The following is an 18161-nucleotide window of genomic DNA, read 5'->3' as shown; positions in this document are numbered from 1 at the left end:
CCTGAATTTCAGCCTGGAAGGTGAATGTAACAAACGTAAAAGTGCTACACATTTTACCATCCGACTCGATAATCAATCGCGATTGAAAACCATTCTTAATTTTAGTGTATGATGCGTTCCGCAGAGCTCCTGACTCCCTGAGGCAGGGGCTTTTGTCGTTTTAATCGCGAGTATTCGAGGTGTGTATGGCTGCACGAATTCTGATCATTGAAGATGACCTGACCGTTAACCAGTTGTTGTGTGAGAAGCTGCAGGAGTCAGGTTATCAGGTGGATTCGGCACAAGATGGTGAGCTGGGGCTGACAATGGCACGGCAACAGGATTACCACCTGATTTTGCTCGATATTATGATGCCAAAAAAAGATGGTCTGGAAGTGCTCGCCGGATTACGTCTGCGCAAACAAACACCGGTTCTAATTCTTACCGCGCGTGGCGGCGAAGAAGACCGGATTCAGGGGTTTAAAACCGGCGCTGACGATTATCTGATTAAACCATTTAATATGACGGAACTGCATTTGCGGGTAGAAGCGATTCTGCGCCGCAGTAATCCGGAACTGTTTTCACCAGTCGTTGATCGACAACCACAGCAATTGTTTGAATTTAACAGCCAACAGGCCAGCGTCCGTATTCTCAGCGAAACCGCAACCAGTCAAACACTGGGCGTCACCTTAATGGAATACGATCTGTTAAAGGCGCTGGCTGACCAGGCGGGTGAAGTGTTAACCAAAGCGTATTTATATCAGAACGTATTGCTGCGCGAGTTCAGCCGTTACGACCGCACGCTGGATATGCACATCAGTAAAATCCGTAAAAAACTCAATGCTGCGGGTCTTGGCGTTAACCTGATTAAGACCGTGCGTGGCCAGGGATATTGTCTGGATCTGACGGAATTATGAAGCGGATCTTATCTTACATCGTCTCATTACGGCTGTTCACCAAGTTCTATCTGATCATGGCATCGTCTGCGATTTTATTAGTAACGCTGGTGGTGTTGCTCAGCGATTATGTTGAAAGCAAGCTCAGTCTGATCAAACCCGAACACCGGCAAACCCTGCGCTTGTATGCCAGCCAGGCAAGTAATATTTATTTGCGTTATCCTGAGGGTGAAGAGCGTCAACAGGCGTTGAATAACTGGCTGCAGCAATTAATGGAAAAAGAAAATACCTGGGCAGCCATGGGGAAAACCCACGCCGAATGGCTGGCCGGAGAACTGGATACCCGTTTGTTCGGTAAAAATCCGGATCTGAGTGTGGGTCGCAGCATCGATTACCCGATCCACTTGTACTACAGCTTTAATCCGGTGATGAAACTACCGATGGAAGGCACCGGGTATTTTCTGTTTATTCAGTTACCCCAGCAGATGCGGCCCGGCACGTATTCGAAAGAAATTGATCACGCCATTACTTATGGTTTGCCCATATTGCTTGTAGCCTTATTTGCAGCACTGATGTATCGCCATATTAATACGCCATTAACCCTGCTGCAGAATGTCACTAATCGTTTTCGTAAGGGCGATTATCAGGCACGTACCGCCGCCGATATGAAAGGCCGTCAGGATGAATTTGGTGAGTTAGGGCAAAGCTTTGATGCCATGGCAGACCACATCAGCGTATTGATGCAACGCCAGCAGCAATTAATTCAGGATATTTCTCATGAGTTACGAACGCCCATTACCCGTATCAAACTGGCGCTGAGCGACAATCAGCATGACCCGGCATTAATGCGAGTCGCGCGTGAAGTAGACGGTATGCAGTCGTTACTCGAAGATACTCTGACGTTATCCTGGCTGGACAATGCCGAGCTTAATAATAAAGAGGGTTTTGCGCTGGAAACCCTGGATATCTGTTTGTTAATTGATGCCATTGCCGAAGATGCCCGTTTTGAGTTCCCCGAACATCAGCTGGTTTTACAGGTGCCGGATGAGTGCATTGTAGAGCAGAGTAACCACAGGGCGCTGGGGCAGGCGTTGGAAAACATTATCCGTAACGCGATGAAATACAGCCCGGTTGGTAGCGAAGTCACCGTCAGTCTTACCGAATCAGACGATGACATCATGATAGAAATCAGTGACCAGGGGCCGGGTGTAAAAGAAGAATATCTGGATGCGATTTTTGAGCCTTTCTTCCGCATTGATAAAGCCCGTACCAAAGACGAAAAAAGTTCCGGTTATGGCCTGGGTCTGGCTCTGAGCCGACGCCAGGTTCAGGCGTTGGGAGGCTCAGTGATTGCCCGGCTAAAAAATGCCAATGACAGTGGCAGCCAAGCGCTAACCGGTCTGGTATTTGAAATTCGTTTACCACGTAAATAGCGATAGGTGTTATGTCTCATTCTACTCAGAGCGCAGAAGCGCCGTCTCTCGAACCTGCCAACGCTGTGCGACAAAAGCCGGTAAGAAAATCGGGTAAAAACAAGCGCAGAAAAAATACTTCCCGTTTCAGTCTGGGTGCTAAAGGACGCAGCTTTTGGGTACGCTGGCACACATATATTTCCTGTTTTTTTCTGCCACTGGTGTTGCTGTACGTTATCTCCGGCTTGTTATACCTGCTGGGCTTTGAAGGTGGCGCAGCGAGTTCTGAAAAAATCGATATACAACTGACGGAAGAACAACGGGTTAACTTCCCAAAAGATGAACAGGCAGCGCGTCAGCTCTTTGCGCAGTTTTATTCTGAAAAATTACCGCAGCAATATTATAACAGCGACCATTTGCAGAGCTTCTGGGATATTCATCATGAAGTGATGATGACCGAGCCGGAAGCGGATGGACACGCCCATATTATTGTCGAAACCAACAATCTGATGCGTCAGCTGATTTATATTCATAAAGGCCTGGCCGGAGAATTATTCCGTTGGTTAGGCATCCTGCTGGCGTTGAGTCTGGTGTTCAGCATAATCAGTGGTGTGCTGGTTGCACTGGCGGTGCCCAAAATGAAAGCAACCGCAATTCGCTGGATCAGCCTCGGCACTCTGGTTGTAATACTGGCGTACATCGTCGCAAGGTTATAGCGCGAGCTAACCGGTGTGAGAGTTTAAGCACGAGGTGTTAGTTGTGAGGATTCTGGCTTTCAGCGTTTGGCTGTTGCTTGAGTTGTGGCACTAACGGAGTCAGTTCACCAATGCTGGTAACAGCGGCAATGGCTTCGATACGTTCACTGGTTAGTGGATGAGTTTGCATCAAATCCAGTGTTTCAGTCGTTGTCGAAAAACTGCGCTTTGCTTCAAGCTTTTTAATTTGTTTAAAGAACTCATCGGCTCCACTGGTGTGGCCGTAGGTTGCCAATAATCGTTGCAGCGCGTATTCATCCGATGCACGTTCCATATCGCGGCTGAATGCCAGTACCGTTAGCATTGAGGTGTTCTGCGTCACCAGCTGTGCAATATTATCGCCGCCTAACAGCGCCAGTATCAGACCCAGTGATAGTTGCTCCAGTGCCAGAATCATTGGGTGGCGTAATTTAATATGAGCGTACTCATGAGCCAGCACCATGGCCAGGCCATTTTCCGACTGCACATTTTCCAGTAAGCCACGGGTAATAAAAATATGGCCACCGAGAGTCGCAAAGGCATTCGGTGTCGCTTCATCCGCCAGATAATGAACCCGAACTGGCAGGGCATTTTCTCCGATCAGTTTTTCCAGCAGTTGTTGCAAGGCAAGTTCTGTTTGTTGCTGGGGCTGGTCGATAGATGTTTGTTCTGTGGTTGCTGAAGTATCCTGCCAGGCTAATTCCCACTCATAAGGAATTCTCGGCGCCAGCCACGAAGCACTGCTGGCCAGTGCCCAGGTAACCGCCGAAATAAGCAGCACTACGGCAATCGCCAGAATCAGAAAATCTTTTAGCGGATGCTCGTTTTTATTATTGATGTGATCCGGCAGAATCGGATTTTGCTTAGGTTGTGTTGCCATAACGATATTTAAGCTGATGCGTCTATACTATTGGAGCTATATACATTATGACGAAATTGATTGTAAGAAAGTACTATCGAAAGATTTGTAAGAAAGTTGAGCATGATTTAGTCCCCCTACTGGTTAGCAGGGGGACTAAGGGCTAGTTTGATGTTACCAGCTTTTCCGGTTTTATATACGGGCCATTTAATAGACCACGATATTGGTCATCAAAAGCATTTTTGTTAGCAATTCTGGACACTTCTGGAGTCTGGTCAGTGATCGAACCAGCGATCTGGGTGGCAATTGCTCCGGCTATTGCACCAATCAGGCCACCACCTCCATTGCTTGACGGCTGAACGGCGTGTGGCTGAGATTTCCACAATATATTACCGTTGTTGGCATCGACCATTTTCAGACTAACTTTAACGACAGATTCCGACGAGGTGATGTAGTACTTCTGTCCCCAGTCTTCGATATTGATATATAGCACCGCATCGGCCCCAATATGTTCGCGAATTTTTTCCAGTGGCACTGCATTCATTTCAGCTGGGGTCGGCAACCCATTTTCTTGCATAAATCTTTCTACGACTGCAACAGGGAAAACATAGTACCCTTTTTCGGCCAGTGGCTGCGAAATCGTCGACATATAAATATATGGTGCGTTGACTTCTACTGTGCTGTTGGTCGGAGGAATAACAACAACCGAGCGTGGTTTGGCTTCACGCAGTGCTGAGTAGTCGTAGGGAGTAACAGCGCAGCCAGTTAGGACTGTGAGAAGCGCAAGAAATAATATTTTTGTATATAACTTTACATGTTTCATCGATTATTGTCCTTTTGCACGACTGATTAGACCCTGAATAAAGTTCTCTGACTCTGGGAATAATGACATTTCCTGATTAAACGAAAACTGAGCTTTTTCGTAATCGCCGTTGAGGTAATACATATAGCCCAGGTGAGCGTGAACCCCCGGTGGAACCGGTTTACCATAAGATTCTGCTTGTTCCAGGTCTTCAGACAGCAACTGAATTTGTGCAGCCGGGTCGGCACTACCGGGTTCAACATATTGTTTGTAAATAATCGCTTCGTAGTTTCCCCAGTAATAATGGGTTTTTGTTGCGCAGCCAGTTACCATCAGGGCAAGTAAGCACGAAATAAAAATACGGGATAGTTTCATTGTTTATCTCCTTAATACTGGATATTCCAGACGCCATTCTGGATATCATTAACTATATTGTTCACAGCTTCCTTGATGGCAAAGTTTAAGACCTTTCCATTCAGCGTTGAGTCATATTTGGCTGTGCCACCAAAGCCTATAACTTCACGGTTACTTAATTGATATTCACCAGCAGCTTGGGTGGAATACACAATCTCTGAACTTTGGTTGTCGAGAACTAATATACTTACCTTGGCGTAGGCTGTTTGCGTCTTACCGGCTCCCAGGATCCCGAAAAGCTGCTTATCACCAGTCACTTTTCTGCCAAATTCCGTCACGTCGCCTGATATGGTGTAGCGTGCGCCCTTAATATTTTGTTTTACACCACTAAAGCCAGCTTCTTCGCGCATTCGTTCCATATTTTCACGATCAACAATGCCGAAACGATTAGTTTGTTGTAGGTGTGTTTTTAAAATAGTTTTTGCTTGGTTACCAAGCCGATCAACACCAGATGAAAAGATACCCTGCTGATAACCGGAACGATTCTGAAAGTTGCCAACGACTAAAGTTGTTTTTGGTCCAATGTAGCTGGAGCGATAACTTTCGACGCTCTCAACTTGTTTTCTACTATGGCTTTCGGTGGCGCAGCCTGTAACCAATACGGTTAAAAAGATGATGATGGATGCAATATGATGCAGTGGGCGCATAGGTAATGTCCTTATCTGACTAATATAAGGGCGCTAGCCTATACAAATTAAGTAATAAATCAATAGTCGATGGGTCTCAGCATATGTCAATAGCTAAGTGATGAAAAGCTTCTTGCAGCTGCCTCTTTCAACTTACTTATTCGTTTGTTGATTACTTCCGGCACCGATTATTTCCCCTGTACCAGATTATTTCGGGCGATGCGTTCAGCACGCATATCGGGGGTTGGAATCAGCGCTGTGCCATATGCCAATACTTCAACCGAGCCCAGGCTTTGACCGGCATTCTGACCGATACGTGCGGTCTCAAATTTGAGGTTGTAAATCGCATCGGCGCCTTTGGCTTTCGCTTCTTCTTGCATTCTTAAAATGGCCTCACGGCGTGCACGATCAAGCAGGCTTTCATAAGCAGCTACCCGACCACCAAAGATCGACCTCAGCCCTGCGGCGACGGTTTTAAAATAGTCGACTGAAATCACCACATTTCCACTCACCAGTGTGCTTTCATGTTGGCTGAATTCAAGCGGCGGAATTTTTTCCGGCATCACCAGTAATTTACGGTACGCCTGCTCACGTTGATGAATACGCTTGTAATGGCGTGACTCGGCCATACGACCGAAGAAATAGCCCAGCCCAAGCAGGACCAGGAAAATAATAATCTGGCCCATTAACGGTCCTCCACGATCACCGCGGTTCCGTAAACAAAAATTTCCGAAGCACCGGCCGCGATGGACGATGTGGAAAAGCGCACGTTTACAATGGCGTTGGCACCAATGGCCTGTGCCTGTTCTTTCAGGCGCTCAATTGCTTCGTCGCGGGATTCTGCTAACAGTTCGGTGTAACCCTTCAGCTCGCCGCCAAAAATGTTTTTTAGCCCGGCCATAATGTCACGGCCTGCGTGTTTGGCACGAACCGTACTGCCCTGAACCAGTCCCAGGTGGCTGATGATTCGTTTGCCTGGCACGACTTCCATATTGCTGATCAGCATGTCTGACTCCTTTGTTAATTCAGGATTATGTTAACGAAATTCTTACTGACAGGCCAAAGTCTGGTAAATGACACGAATCGCCCCATGGCGTAAGGCAAAAGCGGCCTTTTTCAGGGAATTTTCCGAAATGCGACTAATCTTATGGGAGTTATAAAAACGATCAGAAGAATAAGGTATGCGACCACTTTTCTTTATAGTTATTGGGTTATGTTTTTCCGGCTTGATGCAGGCGGCTGATTCGCCACAGCTACAAGCGTTGAAACAACAGTATAAACGCCCTGATTTTATTCCGTTCCCAGCCGACAATCCTTATAGCGCCGATAAGGCCCAACTGGGCAAGATGCTGTTCTTTGACCAACGGCTTAGTCGTCACTTCAATATGAACTGCGCCACCTGTCATAACCCATCATTGGGTTGGGAAGACGGCGTTGCGGTCGCTGTGGGTGATATTAATGAACCACTGAAACGACACTCTCCAACTTTGCTGAATCTGGCCTGGGGTAAAGACTTCTTCTGGGATGGCAGGGCACCCAGTCTGGAAGAACAGATCCGTGGTCCGGTTGAAGCCGAAGTGGAAATGAACCTGTCGCTGGATGAAGCGGTGCAGCGTCTCAATAAAGTGAATGGCTATCGCCAGCAGTTCCGGAAAGTATTTGGTGAAGCCATTAACGCCGACAATATTCTCAAAGCCATCGCTACTTATGAACGTACCTTAGTTTCCGGAACGGCAGCGTTCGATCGTTGGGTAGATGGTGATGACAACGCTATTTCGGCTCAGGCAAAAGCCGGGTTTGAACTGTTTAATGGCAAGGCCGGTTGCAGTGGTTGCCACAGCGGCTGGAACTTCACCGACAATCGTTTTCATGATATTGGCCTGCCAACTGACGACATTGGTCGCGCGGGTGTGACTGGCAACCTTGGCGATAATCACAGTTTTAAAACCCCTGGGCTGCGTAATATTGGTCAGCGTATGCCGTATATGCACAACGGTTCATTGCCGAATATGGATGCGGTGCTCGGGCACTACATCAGTGGTGGTATTCCACGTGACAGCCGCTCGGAGTTAATGAAGCCGGTCTTGCTCAATGCGAATGAGTTGGCGCAACTTAAGGCCTTTATGGCCACCCTCGACGGTGACGATAAGCCCGTCAGCCTGCCTATTTTGCCAATCTGACCAGGGACAATACGATGAAGATTAAACAAAAACTCTGGCTTGGCTTTGGTCTGATTCTGGTGCTGTTCAGCGCTCTGGGTCTTTATCTGAATGCCCAGCTGAATGCGATTGGCCATTCGGCACTGGCGGCCATTGAGCAGCCGCTGAACGCGGTTAACAGCAGCCGAAATGCCTGGGATATCTTTCGCGACAGCCGCGAGCTGGTCAGCAAGGAGCTCGCGGCTATTCAGTTTTCTGATGGTCAACAAAATGCGGTAAAGCTGAATCAGCTGCAACAGCGCTTTACGCAGGAACTGTTAATGGCTGAACAAGCCGCCCAGGCGCTGGGTGTGGAAGCGTCCGGTGCCGGCTTGGATTTCCGTGCGATTAATGACTTGTCCGCACGTTGGTATGAATTAAATGGCCAACGGGTTGGTGCAGCTCAACTGCAGCAATTGCCGGATGAGCGTTTGCTGACTGGCCTGGACATGGATCTTGAAAAAGCCCTGAATCAGCTGGTGACGATAAGTATTGAAGCGGCTCTGAAACAAAAAGAGATGACTTCGCAGAACCTGGCCGATACCCAGGCGATCAGTATTACGGTGATGTCGGTTGTGATTCTGGTGGGTGTGATTCTGGCCGTATTGCTATCGCTGAATATTCAGAAGCCACTGTTAGTGCTGCAGCGTGCGGTTTCTGACCTGGCTCGCGGTGAAGCCGATTTAACCCGCAGGCTGAATCTGAAAAGCCGGGATGAAACCGGCGAGCTGGCCCGGGAGCTGGATGTATTTATCGACCGGATTCATCAGCTGGTGTCACAAACTAATGAATCGGTGACCCGCGCCTGTATGACGCTAATGGGCATGACGGAAATTGCTGATCAAACCAGTCGTGGTGCCAGTGAACAGAAACACGAATTGTCACTCACTGCCGATGTTGTTGGTCAGATGACCGCAACCGTTGCGCAAATGCGCGATTATTCGCAACAGGCAAAACATCACGCCGAATCCATCGACGCGGATACCCGTCAGAGCATTGGTTTATTACAGCAGTCGGCTAACAGTATTGGCCAGTTGTCGAATGAAGTATCGAGCGCCCGCGACGGTATTCAATTATTAGCAGAAGACAGTAACAGTATTTCGACTCTGATTAATGTGATTGACGAGATTGCAGAACAAACCAATTTGCTGGCATTAAACGCAGCTATCGAAGCTGCACGCGCAGGTGAGGCTGGTCGTGGTTTTGCCGTAGTCGCCGATGAAGTGCGCTCACTGGCGATGAAAACCCGTGAATCTACCGAGAATATTCGTGAAACCATTTGTGGCATTAAAGACAAAGTCGATAACGCCAGGGAAGTGATGGAAAAGGGCCGTGAGCTGGCGATCAGCTGTGTTTCTCAGAGTGACGAAGTGAATAACTCGTTAACCGCCGTGGGCGCTAAAGTCGAAGAGATTGCTGCGATGAACAGCAGCATTGCCACACAAACCGAAGAACAGAGCCGTTCTATGGATGATGTGGGTGGCCGTATGCAGGGCGTCGGTGATGTGGCTTCAGCAACTGAGCAGCGTACAGCAGAGCTGCAGAATGTGCGTCAGCAGCTGGCAGAGGCGTTAATTTCGGTGGAAGATCATATCGGGCAGTTCAGGTTGTGACTGCTTGTAGCAGGAACAACCTTACAGCAGATCTAATAATACGAATGCAGTCAAACTAAGTTGATCTATTGGTGAGCGTTCACAATGCGGATTACTAAGTTGCTACAAACTAATGCTAAGAGAAGCATTAATGTTATATGAAAGGCTCCATTTGCGATCAGAGCCCATTTATATTTATCAAAGCTCTTTTCTCTGATCAAACCAACAGTTTCGATAACCTTTATATCTATATTTGCTATGTCCGGAGAAAAGTCGGGGCCATATATTTCGATTAATTGATTACGTGTTTCAGTGTTAGCTCTATCTGTAATAGTTTTTCCGATAAGACTGGTCAGGCTTTGAATTAAAAAAACCAGAAAAAAGCAGGTTAATATTAACGAATAAACTTTTAGCTTCATAACATCCCGGTACAAACTAAGTTGTGCAAAATAAATTGATGATATAGAGCTTAGTTTTTCATAACAATGGACCCCCCAACAAAAAAGCCCGCCAGTTTCCTGGCGGGCTTTTCAGCACTTAGGGTGCTAACAGAAATTAAGCTTCAGCAGCTTCTTCTGTTTTCTTCTTACGAGTCTTCTTTGCTGGAGCAGGCTCATCATGCTTGATGGAAACCTCACCGAAGTGTTCCAGTGGGAAGTCGTCAACGTTAACCATATCCAGAACGTCTTTCTCGAATGCGATCATGAACTCGCCTTCGTCTTTAGTCAGAACGCCCATCTCAACAGCATCGTGGATGCGGCCTTCGATAGTCAGGTTGGATTCGTCGAACTTACCCGCTTTGATAGCAGTACCAATCTTCTTGTAGATCGGATCCGCCTGTTCAACACGAGCCAGCAGAGAGTCGTATTGGAACAGTGGGTTTTTGCCGTTGTCGCCACGGTAGATGCCTTCGATCAGACGCTCACGGGTGCCGGTGTTGGCAGACGTCAGGTCAACGATCTTAGCAACCATCTTGTCGCTAGGCTCTTTAGCGGTACGACCCAGAGGCAGAGTCAGAGCGCGCAGTAACCATGCAACAGGGCGTGCAGGCAGGTTCTTGATCAGGCCATCCTGAGCAACTTCAAACTCAGAGAACAGCTTGTTCATAGCGTATTCAACCAGGATCAGGTCTTCTTTCTGACGACCTTGGTCTTCCCAGTGCTTCAGTACCATAGAAGCCAGGTACATCTTAGATACCATGTCAGCCAGACGGGCAGAGATCAGTTCGCGGAACTTCAGCTCGCCACCCAGAGAGAACATGCACATATCGACCATCAGTGCGAAGTTCGCAGCGTAACGGTTGATCTGCTTGTAGTACTTCTTGGTTGGGCCGGAAACAGGAACGCTGGTGAACGCCGAGTTAGTCAGGCTCAGTACCGCAGAACGGGACATGTTAGAGAAGATGAAACCGAAGTGGCCGAACAGAGCTTTGTCGAATGCTTTCAGGTCGTCAGCTTTCGCAGCGTCCATTTCTGGCAGTACGAATGGATGACAACGGATTGCGCCCTGACCAAAGGTGATCATAGAACGAGTCAGGATGTTCGCGCCTTCTACGGTGATCGCAACAGGTACAGAAGAGTAACCGGTTTCAACGTAGTTGCCTGGACCACGGATAATGGCTTTACCACCGTGAACGTCCATGCTGTCGATTGCGATCTGACGTGCAGATTCGGTCAGGTTGTATTTCAGGATGGCTGAAGGTACAGATGGCTTCTCACCCTGGTCGATAGAGATTGCAGTAACACGTGCTGCAGCCGCGTTGATGTATGCGTTACCAGCGATACGTGCCAGAGAATCCTGAACACCTTCGAGCTTAGCAATCGGCACACCGAACTGACGACGGATACGTGCGTAAGCACCAGCTGCTGCGATGCCGTATTTACCACCACCGGCGCCTGAAGAAGGCAGGGTGATACAACGACCAACAGACAGACACTCAACCAGCATACGCCAGCCTTCACCCGCGTTAGCAGCGCCACCAATGATGAAGTCCAGTGGGATAAATACGTCTTTACCAAAGATTGGACCGTTCATGAACGGGGAACCAATTGGCTTATGACGGTTACCAATGTCCATACCTTTCAGGTGACGTGGTAACAGCGCAACGGTGATACCGATGTCGTATTTGTCGCCCAGCAGTTTTTCCGGGTCAAACATACGGAACGCCAGACCAACAACAGTCGCAACCGGTGCCAGAGTGATGTAACGCTTGGAGAAGTTCAGTTTCAGACCCAGAACTTCTTTGCCTTCCCACTCGCCTTTACATACCACACCAGTATCTGGCAGAGAGGTGGCGTCAGAACCGGCACGTGGGCCAGTCAGACCAAAACATGGGATTTCACGACCATCCGCCAGACGTGGCAGGTAGTGATTTTTCTGTTCTTCAGTACCGTACTTCAGTAACAGTTCGCCAGGGCCTAATGAGTTAGGTACACCAACGGTAGAGAATACTGCGCCAGACAGGCCAGACAGCTTCTGCAGTACTGCAGATTGTGCTTGAGCCGAGAAGCCCAGGCCGCCGTATTCTTTAGGAATGATCATAGAGAAGAAGCGTTCTTTCTGGATGTATTCCCACACTTCTTTAGACATGTCGCCCTGGTTAGAGATTTCCCACTCATCAACCATAGAGCACAGAGTCTCAACCTGGTTTTCCAGGAACGAGATTTCTTCAGGGCTCATAGAAGGATTCGGGTGATCGATCAGTTTGTGCCAGTTTGGCTTACCTGCGAACAGTTCACCATCCCACCATACAGTACCGGCTTCCAGAGCAGTTGCTTCGGTTTCGGACATCTCAGGCAGAATCTTCTTATAGATAGCGAAGATAGGACGGGTAATGGTGCTAGCACGGAAGCTTTCCACGCTCAGTACCGCAAACACAGCTGTCAGAACAACAGCGATAGTAGTGAGTGTTGCAGACGCCGGGCCAAAGAAAGCCAGAGCAGCAATAACACCTACCACAATTGCGGAGGTTTTCAGGTTAGCGCGCTTGTAGGCTAAGCCCAGCAGCGCAACGATCAGGAGCAAGCTCCCCAGAGTTGTAGACATGATTAGAACCTCAAGTCATGGCCGTTCAATCGGCACGTTTTTGATTTTTGGAGTTACCACTGCGAGGCGTTGTAGTCACTGTTTGTAACCAATGAAAAGATCCACTCGCAGGCGTAGCTGCGGATTCTATACAGTTATTCCACCTTTTCGCAAATGTCACGGAGGAAAAGATAAGTTGTCTATTGTTGAGTTTTTGGAAAAAGTTTTGCGGTGCTGAACGGGTGTCTTTGCTTGTGATTCAGAGGTGATTTGTCATACAGGTCTTAAGCTGTCGTCGGGTTATCGCACTGGCGCGTAATGACAGAAATAATTGCGTTGTATATAGCTAATACGCGAAATAAATTTCTTGAACTAGACTGGTTTGTAATAAACCAAAGTTTGTTTGAGACATTTTTACATGATGGCGCAATTTTCTGGTTGGACACTCGGTTTAATGGCGGTGATCGTCATTCTGACGCTGTACTTCCATATCTTCCGATACTCCAACCGCACGGCGGAGATCGCCCCCAATATTCTGACCAGTATTGGTATTTTTGGTACCTTCCTCGGCGTGGCATTAGGTCTGTGGCATTTTGATACCGCCGATATTCAGGGCAGTGTGCCGAAACTGATGGATGGCCTTAAGACTGCGTTCTGGTCCTCCATTGTTGGCTTGCTGGGTGCGCTGACATTAAAAATCCGCGCAGCTATGGCTCAGGTTGGCCGTCGTGAAACCGCTCAGACCCGGGTCGCCACTATTGATGATCTGGATGCTTCCCTCAAACACCTGGCTGATCAGTTCCATCCGGAACGCGAAGACGCATTGCCTCGTGCTTTTAACCGCAATCACTTACAAACCGTCGACCGCCTCGATCAGATTGTTCACAGTCTCGACAGTTACCAGGAGCGGATGGCAGAAGCCAACGCCAAAGCGCTGGTGCAGGCGATTGAAACCGTTATGCGCGACTTTAACACTCGTATTAACGAACAGTATGGCGATAACTTTAAACGCCTTAATGAAAGTGTCGGCAAGATGCTCGACTGGCAGAACAATTATCGCGATCAGTTACAGCAGCTGATTACCGAGCAGGAACGCACTGCAGGTTCAATGAAAGAAGCCAGTCATGCGTTCGAATATATGGTGAAACACGCCAACGCCTTTAATGGTATTTCCGAATCGCTGCAGGATCTGCTGAATGGCCTCGAAGCCCAGCGTCAGAACCTGCAGTCTCAGTTAGGTTCACTGGCCGATCTGGTCAATCACGCCGCTGATGGTTTACCAAAACTGGAAGAACGGGTGGTGGCGCTGACGCAGGGCATGTCCGAAGCGGTACAGTCACAACAACGCTGGGCCGTCGAACAGCTTGGTGCCATGCAGCGCGGTGTTGAGCAGCAACTGGAGCAACAGCTGCAAGCATCGAATGATCGCCTGCAGGAACAGCAGCATCACAGTCTGCAGCAATTACAGCGTTTGGGTGAGCGGGTAGAGCGCCAGGTGCAGTCGTTGGATGAAAGTATGGAAGAAGAGCTGAACAAGGCGCTGAAGTCCTTTGGTATGCAGCTGACGGCGTTGTCCGAGAAGTTCGTCAGTGATTACACACCACTGACCAAACGTTTGCAGCAACTGGTGAAGGTGGCTGAATCCGTCACTGATATCGATAACGACTGATTGCCGGATTAATAAAAACGAATGAACGAAAACGAACTGGAACAGTTAAAAGAACAGGAAGGCCATTGGGTCGCAGTATCCGATTTAATGGCCGGCCTGATGATGGTGTTTATGCTGATCTCCATCGTCTTTATGGTGAATGTCGAAACCGAGCGGAATAAAATCCGTGATATCGCCATTTTATACGATCACCTGCGGACTCAGTTGTACGACGATTTAAACAACGAGTTTGCCGCAGATATGCAACGTTGGGGCGCCGAGCTGGATAAAGACCTGGCGTTTCGTTTTAACAACACCGACGTGTTATTTGATCAGGGCAAGGCGGAGTTAAAACCCGAATTTGCCGATATTCTGGCTGATTTCTTCCCGCGTTATGTGAACATCATTACTCAGCCTAAATACCGTGACGATATTCTCGAAGTGCGTATCGAAGGCCACACTTCCAGTGCCTGGTCGGGTGCGGCAAACGAGGACGATGCTTATATCCGAAATATGGATTTATCCCAGGAGCGTACCCGTACCACATTGGGTTACGTATTGGGGCTGAACAAAGTATCTGGCAATAAGGAATGGTTAAAGTCGCATTTAACCGCCAACGGTTTATCGTCTGCCAAAGTAGTACGTGCGGATAACGGCGATGAAAATGCCGAAGGCTCGCGTCGGGTGGAGTTTCGGGTGAGAACCGATGCTGATAGCCGGATTGCGACCATTCTTGAGAACGTTTTATGAAGTTGCCGGATTTCTTAGATGACGCCAACCTGAATGAGCTTCGCCAGAAAATGGGAACGGATAAGCTGGGGGAGTTTGAATTATTCGACCCCCAGAAACAGCTGACTTACTCCGAGCGTGAAGCATTAGAAAGTGGAAGCTTCGAAGTTAATGCCGGTGAGTTACGGGTGATCAAAGATAAAACTCTGGCGTATAAAAATTCCCGGCTGTGGCTCAGTCACGACAATAAGTACCATCTGGCATATTGTCAGGAGGTACAACAGCTTCGCCACCGTCAGCATCAGGTTCAATGCGGAACCGAGTCCAATAATGACGATGACCTGTGTCTCGAATGCTTAGCACTGCTGAAGTACCACGGTGTGGATAACCGCCGTATCCGTCGTGGTGAGTTTACTGACCAGGTGCAGGAAGAGTTTGATCTGGCGGAGTTTAAACGAGAGTTCCCTTTCTATCCGGTTTAACTGCCTGTTGAAAAACTACTTGCGTTGTCATAACGGCGTTAAAAATCAGTTCAAAATGCTCATTTATGATCTATAAACTCCGCTTTCTCTCTGATTATTAGCTTACGCAGCTCTAAAGAGTGCCTTGTTCTGCCTGCCTCAGAAACGTTTTTCAGTGCCCGCTAAGTCGCGCAAGATAGAAAACAGTTGTCCTTGAGGAACAATCTGCTGTCTGCCGGACACATAGCTTCTGTTTTCCCGCTTTTGCACAATTCTGATTTTGACTCCGATAAGAATAATCAGATATGCAAACAACCGCATCACCGACTTCCAGCGATACAGCAGCAGAGAATAAAACACCTTCAGCATCGATTAACCCGGAAATGGCACAACATCCAAATAACTTTTATCGTTGCCAGCATCCGGACAAACCGTTACGGCCCGCTCCTGCGATCAGTGCTCGTTACAGTGCGACGTACGAAGGTTATCGCTGCATGATGTTTGCCGACTGTGATTATCAGATGAAGATGTCGGCCGCTGAATTTGACGCTTGTCCAGCAACTCACCGCTGGATGGATGCCGAATGGGAAGGTGATTACACCAGTGATCAGCTGGCACTGTGGATGCGTCAGCAACCAAATAATCAAGGCCGTAAGTTATTTGAGCAAGCGCTGGAGAACGGCATCGGTTCGGTGAGTGATGCACCGGATATCATGAAAGCGTTTTTTGCACAGGTCGATGCGATTCCGCAGTTGTTCGATCTGGAAAAAGCTCAGAAAGGTGCAGACTTGCTAGCCAACATGTCGCCATTGATGCATTACATGGCCAACACCAGCCTGATCTGGGTATCCAGCACCATGGGGCCAGTGTCACGTATGGTGGGTTCAACCGGACGCTTTTTTAATGTCGAAAACTCGTTAAGCCGGTTTGTTGAAACCAGCTCTTATGTGGTCGGTGATGTGTCGTCGGCGGATGTATTCCAGCGCAATAGCCAGAGCTTTAAGACCGGTGTACGGGTGCGTTTAATGCACTCGCTGATTCGTAATCAGGTGATTAAATCGGACAATAAAGATTTAATCGACTTTGCCGAGCGTGGCCATCCGATGTCGGATCATATCGGCGCTAATGGCGGTTTTATGTTCACACTGTATTGTCTCAAGTTCAGTGCATCGATGGGGGCAAAGTACAGTCGAGAAGATTACGAAAACTGCTGCGAACTGGCGCGGGTAATTTCCTATATCAATGGCACTGGCATCGATGTATTGCCGAAAGATTTAGAAGAATGTTACCTCTACGTTGATCATTCACTGGCGATGTGTGAAGGCCATACGCCTTTTACAGAGAAGCTGAACCAGGCCTTTTATTTTGGTATTCCCGATTTAATTGCCAAACGTCAGAACTCAAAACTGTTGGCGTTAATGAATCCTCTGAGTCGGGGTTTCTTAAATGGAATTAATCGCTGGGCTTACGGCAATGATATTTTCCGTGATATGCCAGGCATGCCAAAACAAGCGTTCTGGGCTGTACCTTTGTTTGTGTTAATGCGTGAAGTGCGTCGTGGATATCTGCTGTTGGATAAATTGATGCCGCTTTACGAACAACGGATGACGCGTCGTCGTCAGAAGCACCGTGAATTCAGCAATAAAAAGTTTGTATCTTTTGTTGCCAAACTGATGAAGCGTGAGGGCAGTGATGAAGTTAAAATGACCTACGATGGTCATGATAATTCCACCACCAAAGACCTGAAAGGTGCAGATTCTTAATCTGTATTTAAACCAGTCCGGAAAGCGGCCGGGGAGACACCTTCCCGGCGGCTGAAAGAGCGGTCAAATGATGAGCGATCGGCGTAGCCAAGCTCCAGAGCAATGTGATCGATTTTATTTTGTCTATTCCTCAGCAACTTCACCGCAAACTGGTGGCGTACCTGTTCGTGTAATTGTTTAAAGCTGCTGCCTTCCTGTTGCAATCGTCGTGATAAGGTTTTACCGCTGATATTCAGCAGGGAAGCCACTTCGTTTAACGTCAGGTTAAAAGCAAAGCCCTGATCCTGCTGCGTCAGGATATTACTGACTTGCTGAATATAGCCACTGGCTTGTTCTTTATGAATTACATCATCCAGTTGTTGGCGGATCGCCGCTTTCATTGCCTGGTCAGGAAAATCCAGGCGAACGTCTAAGCAGGATTCATCAAAGATTAATTCGGTATGGCTGTGATTAAAGCTGATGTTAGTTTCAGGGAAATAGTGGTTGTACAGTTCACTGTATTCAGGTTCCGGAAACTGGAATTTTAGTGACTGTAGCGGAATAGCCTGGCTGCATAAAATTCTCGCACTTTGCAAAATAGCGCTGACGAATAGTTCTGCCCGGGTGCGTTCTTCTTCCGCTTGGCCGGCACTTACTTTGTGGCGTGCAATAACGCAGCCGTCGCGTTGCTCTATAATCGGTGCTTTATCTGACGATAAATAGCGATAATAACATGTAGAGAGGTCGGCCACTTCGGCAAAGGTATCGCAGTAGCTCAGCATAAACCCCAACAAACCATAGTTCTTTAACTCGAACTTTTGCCCGGCAACTAATCCCAGTTCTGGTTGCTTGCTGATTTGTTTTGCAGCAGCCAGCAAACGGTCAACCTGATCGATAGGCAGGCGCAGATTAGGATTACGCAGTTGTTCTTCGCCCAATTGCAATGCATCTGACAACTGCTGTTTTAAGCCGCTGGCCGTCTCTGCATTATGACGAAAGTTGTTTAACACTGGCATTAGCATGGTAATGCGCATGGAACCCTGCA

18 protein-coding genes are annotated in these 18161 nt (G+C 48.1%); 9 read left to right on the top strand and 9 right to left on the bottom strand.

The window, feature by feature from the left end:
* Window positions 1–185: 185 nt before the first annotated feature.
* Genes ACOQOZ_RS08460 through ACOQOZ_RS08450 form a run of 3 tightly spaced genes read left to right on the top strand, consistent with a single transcriptional unit; the run spans window position 186 to window position 3003 of the window.
* On the top strand, window positions 186–896 hold the full coding sequence (locus ACOQOZ_RS08460; RefSeq protein WP_420591834.1) for a response regulator transcription factor: 711 nt from the start codon (window positions 186–188) through the stop codon (window positions 894–896).
* Window positions 893–2308, top strand: coding sequence for an ATP-binding protein (locus ACOQOZ_RS08455; RefSeq protein WP_420591833.1), 1416 nt, complete (start codon window positions 893–895; stop codon window positions 2306–2308). Before ACOQOZ_RS08460 ends, ACOQOZ_RS08455 begins: the two co-directional genes overlap by 4 nt.
* Window positions 2309–2319: 11 nt before the next feature.
* Complete coding sequence (locus ACOQOZ_RS08450) at window positions 2320–3003, top strand: PepSY domain-containing protein (protein WP_420591832.1); 684 nt, start codon at window positions 2320–2322, stop codon at window positions 3001–3003.
* Between the two features lie 37 nt (window positions 3004–3040).
* Here ACOQOZ_RS08450 and ACOQOZ_RS08445 read toward each other — a convergent pair whose 3' ends face one another.
* The 6 genes from ACOQOZ_RS08445 to ACOQOZ_RS08420 form a co-directional block, all read right to left on the bottom strand.
* On the bottom strand, window positions 3041–3901 hold the full coding sequence (locus ACOQOZ_RS08445; protein WP_420591831.1) for a M48 family metallopeptidase: 861 nt from the start codon (window positions 3899–3901) through the stop codon (window positions 3041–3043).
* Window positions 3902–4043: 142 nt separating this feature from the next.
* The gene (locus tag ACOQOZ_RS08440; protein ID WP_420591830.1) at window positions 4044–4703 is read right to left on the bottom strand and encodes a DUF799 domain-containing protein; all 660 of its coding nucleotides are present in this window, start codon (window positions 4701–4703) and stop codon (window positions 4044–4046) included.
* Window positions 4704–4706: 3 nt separating this feature from the next.
* The gene (locus ACOQOZ_RS08435) at window positions 4707–5057 is read right to left on the bottom strand and encodes a DUF4810 domain-containing protein (RefSeq protein WP_420591829.1); all 351 of its coding nucleotides are present in this window, start codon (window positions 5055–5057) and stop codon (window positions 4707–4709) included.
* An 11-nt stretch (window positions 5058–5068) separates the two neighbouring features.
* Window positions 5069–5743, bottom strand: coding sequence for a CsgG/HfaB family protein (locus ACOQOZ_RS08430; protein WP_420591828.1), 675 nt, complete (start codon window positions 5741–5743; stop codon window positions 5069–5071).
* 167 nt (window positions 5744–5910) lie between these two features.
* Complete coding sequence (locus tag ACOQOZ_RS08425) at window positions 5911–6408, bottom strand: YbjQ family protein (RefSeq protein ID WP_420591827.1); 498 nt, start codon at window positions 6406–6408, stop codon at window positions 5911–5913.
* On the bottom strand, window positions 6408–6728 hold the full coding sequence (locus tag ACOQOZ_RS08420) for a YbjQ family protein (RefSeq protein ID WP_420591826.1): 321 nt from the start codon (window positions 6726–6728) through the stop codon (window positions 6408–6410). The genes ACOQOZ_RS08425 and ACOQOZ_RS08420 overlap by 1 nt, the downstream gene beginning before the upstream one ends.
* 175 nt (window positions 6729–6903) lie before the next feature.
* Between ACOQOZ_RS08420 and ACOQOZ_RS08415 the strand changes: the two genes are divergently transcribed.
* Both ACOQOZ_RS08415 and ACOQOZ_RS08410 read left to right on the top strand, forming a co-directional pair.
* Window positions 6904–7902, top strand: coding sequence for a cytochrome-c peroxidase (locus ACOQOZ_RS08415; protein ID WP_420591825.1), 999 nt, complete (start codon window positions 6904–6906; stop codon window positions 7900–7902).
* Between the two features lie 14 nt (window positions 7903–7916).
* Window positions 7917–9533 (top strand): methyl-accepting chemotaxis protein, encoded by a 1617-nt coding sequence (locus ACOQOZ_RS08410; RefSeq protein WP_420591824.1) that lies wholly within the window; start codon window positions 7917–7919, stop codon window positions 9531–9533.
* Between the two features lie 65 nt (window positions 9534–9598).
* On the opposite strand, the gene ACOQOZ_RS08405 is transcribed toward ACOQOZ_RS08410, so the two are convergent.
* Both ACOQOZ_RS08405 and ACOQOZ_RS08400 read right to left on the bottom strand, forming a co-directional pair.
* Window positions 9599–9931, bottom strand: coding sequence for a hypothetical protein (locus ACOQOZ_RS08405; protein WP_420591823.1), 333 nt, complete (start codon window positions 9929–9931; stop codon window positions 9599–9601).
* 136 nt (window positions 9932–10067) lie between these two features.
* Entirely contained in the window at window positions 10068–12557 is a 2490-nt protein-coding gene (locus ACOQOZ_RS08400; RefSeq protein WP_420591822.1) for an acyl-CoA dehydrogenase, read from the bottom strand.
* 397 nt (window positions 12558–12954) lie between these two features.
* Here ACOQOZ_RS08400 and ACOQOZ_RS08395 point away from each other — a divergent pair, with 397 nt between their 5' ends.
* From ACOQOZ_RS08395 to ACOQOZ_RS08380, 4 genes are all read left to right on the top strand, one after another.
* Entirely contained in the window at window positions 12955–14205 is a 1251-nt protein-coding gene (locus tag ACOQOZ_RS08395) for a hypothetical protein (protein WP_420591821.1), read from the top strand.
* Window positions 14206–14226: 21 nt separating this feature from the next.
* A complete protein-coding gene (locus ACOQOZ_RS08390) occupies window positions 14227–14934 on the top strand; it encodes an OmpA family protein (RefSeq protein WP_420591820.1) in 708 nt (235 codons plus the stop codon).
* Complete coding sequence (locus ACOQOZ_RS08385) at window positions 14931–15395, top strand: hypothetical protein (protein ID WP_420591819.1); 465 nt, start codon at window positions 14931–14933, stop codon at window positions 15393–15395. Before ACOQOZ_RS08390 ends, ACOQOZ_RS08385 begins: the two co-directional genes overlap by 4 nt.
* A 284-nt stretch (window positions 15396–15679) precedes the next feature.
* A complete protein-coding gene (locus ACOQOZ_RS08380) occupies window positions 15680–17137 on the top strand; it encodes a hypothetical protein (protein WP_420591818.1) in 1458 nt (485 codons plus the stop codon).
* On the opposite strand, the gene ACOQOZ_RS08375 is transcribed toward ACOQOZ_RS08380, so the two are convergent.
* Window positions 17134–18150 (bottom strand): AraC family transcriptional regulator ligand-binding domain-containing protein, encoded by a 1017-nt coding sequence (locus tag ACOQOZ_RS08375; RefSeq protein WP_420591817.1) that lies wholly within the window; start codon window positions 18148–18150, stop codon window positions 17134–17136. The genes ACOQOZ_RS08380 and ACOQOZ_RS08375 overlap by 4 nt on opposite strands.
* Window positions 18151–18161: the final 11 nt, after the last annotated feature.

This window comes from Bacterioplanoides sp. (assembly GCF_965219715.1).
In the GTDB taxonomy this organism is placed as follows: domain Bacteria; phylum Pseudomonadota; class Gammaproteobacteria; order Pseudomonadales; family Oceanobacteraceae; genus Bacterioplanoides.
The sequence above is the reverse complement of the archived record's forward strand: the minus strand, read 5'-3'. Positions and strand labels throughout refer to the sequence as shown.

Bases quoted from the DNA above. Each gene is read 5' to 3' on its own strand.
- ACOQOZ_RS08460 (WP_420591834.1), top strand. From the start codon at position 186: ATGGCTGCACGAATTCTGATCATTGAAGATGACCTGACCGTTAACCAG.
- ACOQOZ_RS08455 (WP_420591833.1), top strand. From the start codon at position 893: ATGAAGCGGATCTTATCTTACATCGTCTCATTACGGCTGTTCACCAAG.
- ACOQOZ_RS08450 (WP_420591832.1), top strand. From the start codon at position 2,320: ATGTCTCATTCTACTCAGAGCGCAGAAGCGCCGTCTCTCGAACCTGCC.
- ACOQOZ_RS08445 (WP_420591831.1), bottom strand. From the start codon at position 3,901: ATGGCAACACAACCTAAGCAAAATCCGATTCTGCCGGATCACATCAAT.
- ACOQOZ_RS08440 (WP_420591830.1), bottom strand. From the start codon at position 4,703: ATGAAACATGTAAAGTTATATACAAAAATATTATTTCTTGCGCTTCTC.
- ACOQOZ_RS08435 (WP_420591829.1), bottom strand. From the start codon at position 5,057: ATGAAACTATCCCGTATTTTTATTTCGTGCTTACTTGCCCTGATGGTA.
- ACOQOZ_RS08430 (WP_420591828.1), bottom strand. From the start codon at position 5,743: ATGCGCCCACTGCATCATATTGCATCCATCATCATCTTTTTAACCGTA.
- ACOQOZ_RS08425 (WP_420591827.1), bottom strand. From the start codon at position 6,408: ATGGGCCAGATTATTATTTTCCTGGTCCTGCTTGGGCTGGGCTATTTC.
- ACOQOZ_RS08420 (WP_420591826.1), bottom strand. From the start codon at position 6,728: ATGCTGATCAGCAATATGGAAGTCGTGCCAGGCAAACGAATCATCAGC.
- ACOQOZ_RS08415 (WP_420591825.1), top strand. From the start codon at position 6,904: ATGCGACCACTTTTCTTTATAGTTATTGGGTTATGTTTTTCCGGCTTG.
- ACOQOZ_RS08410 (WP_420591824.1), top strand. From the start codon at position 7,917: ATGAAGATTAAACAAAAACTCTGGCTTGGCTTTGGTCTGATTCTGGTG.
- ACOQOZ_RS08405 (WP_420591823.1), bottom strand. From the start codon at position 9,931: ATGAAGCTAAAAGTTTATTCGTTAATATTAACCTGCTTTTTTCTGGTT.
- ACOQOZ_RS08400 (WP_420591822.1), bottom strand. From the start codon at position 12,557: ATGTCTACAACTCTGGGGAGCTTGCTCCTGATCGTTGCGCTGCTGGGC.
- ACOQOZ_RS08395 (WP_420591821.1), top strand. From the start codon at position 12,955: ATGATGGCGCAATTTTCTGGTTGGACACTCGGTTTAATGGCGGTGATC.
- ACOQOZ_RS08390 (WP_420591820.1), top strand. From the start codon at position 14,227: ATGAACGAAAACGAACTGGAACAGTTAAAAGAACAGGAAGGCCATTGG.
- ACOQOZ_RS08385 (WP_420591819.1), top strand. From the start codon at position 14,931: ATGAAGTTGCCGGATTTCTTAGATGACGCCAACCTGAATGAGCTTCGC.
- ACOQOZ_RS08380 (WP_420591818.1), top strand. From the start codon at position 15,680: ATGCAAACAACCGCATCACCGACTTCCAGCGATACAGCAGCAGAGAAT.
- ACOQOZ_RS08375 (WP_420591817.1), bottom strand. From the start codon at position 18,150: ATGCGCATTACCATGCTAATGCCAGTGTTAAACAACTTTCGTCATAAT.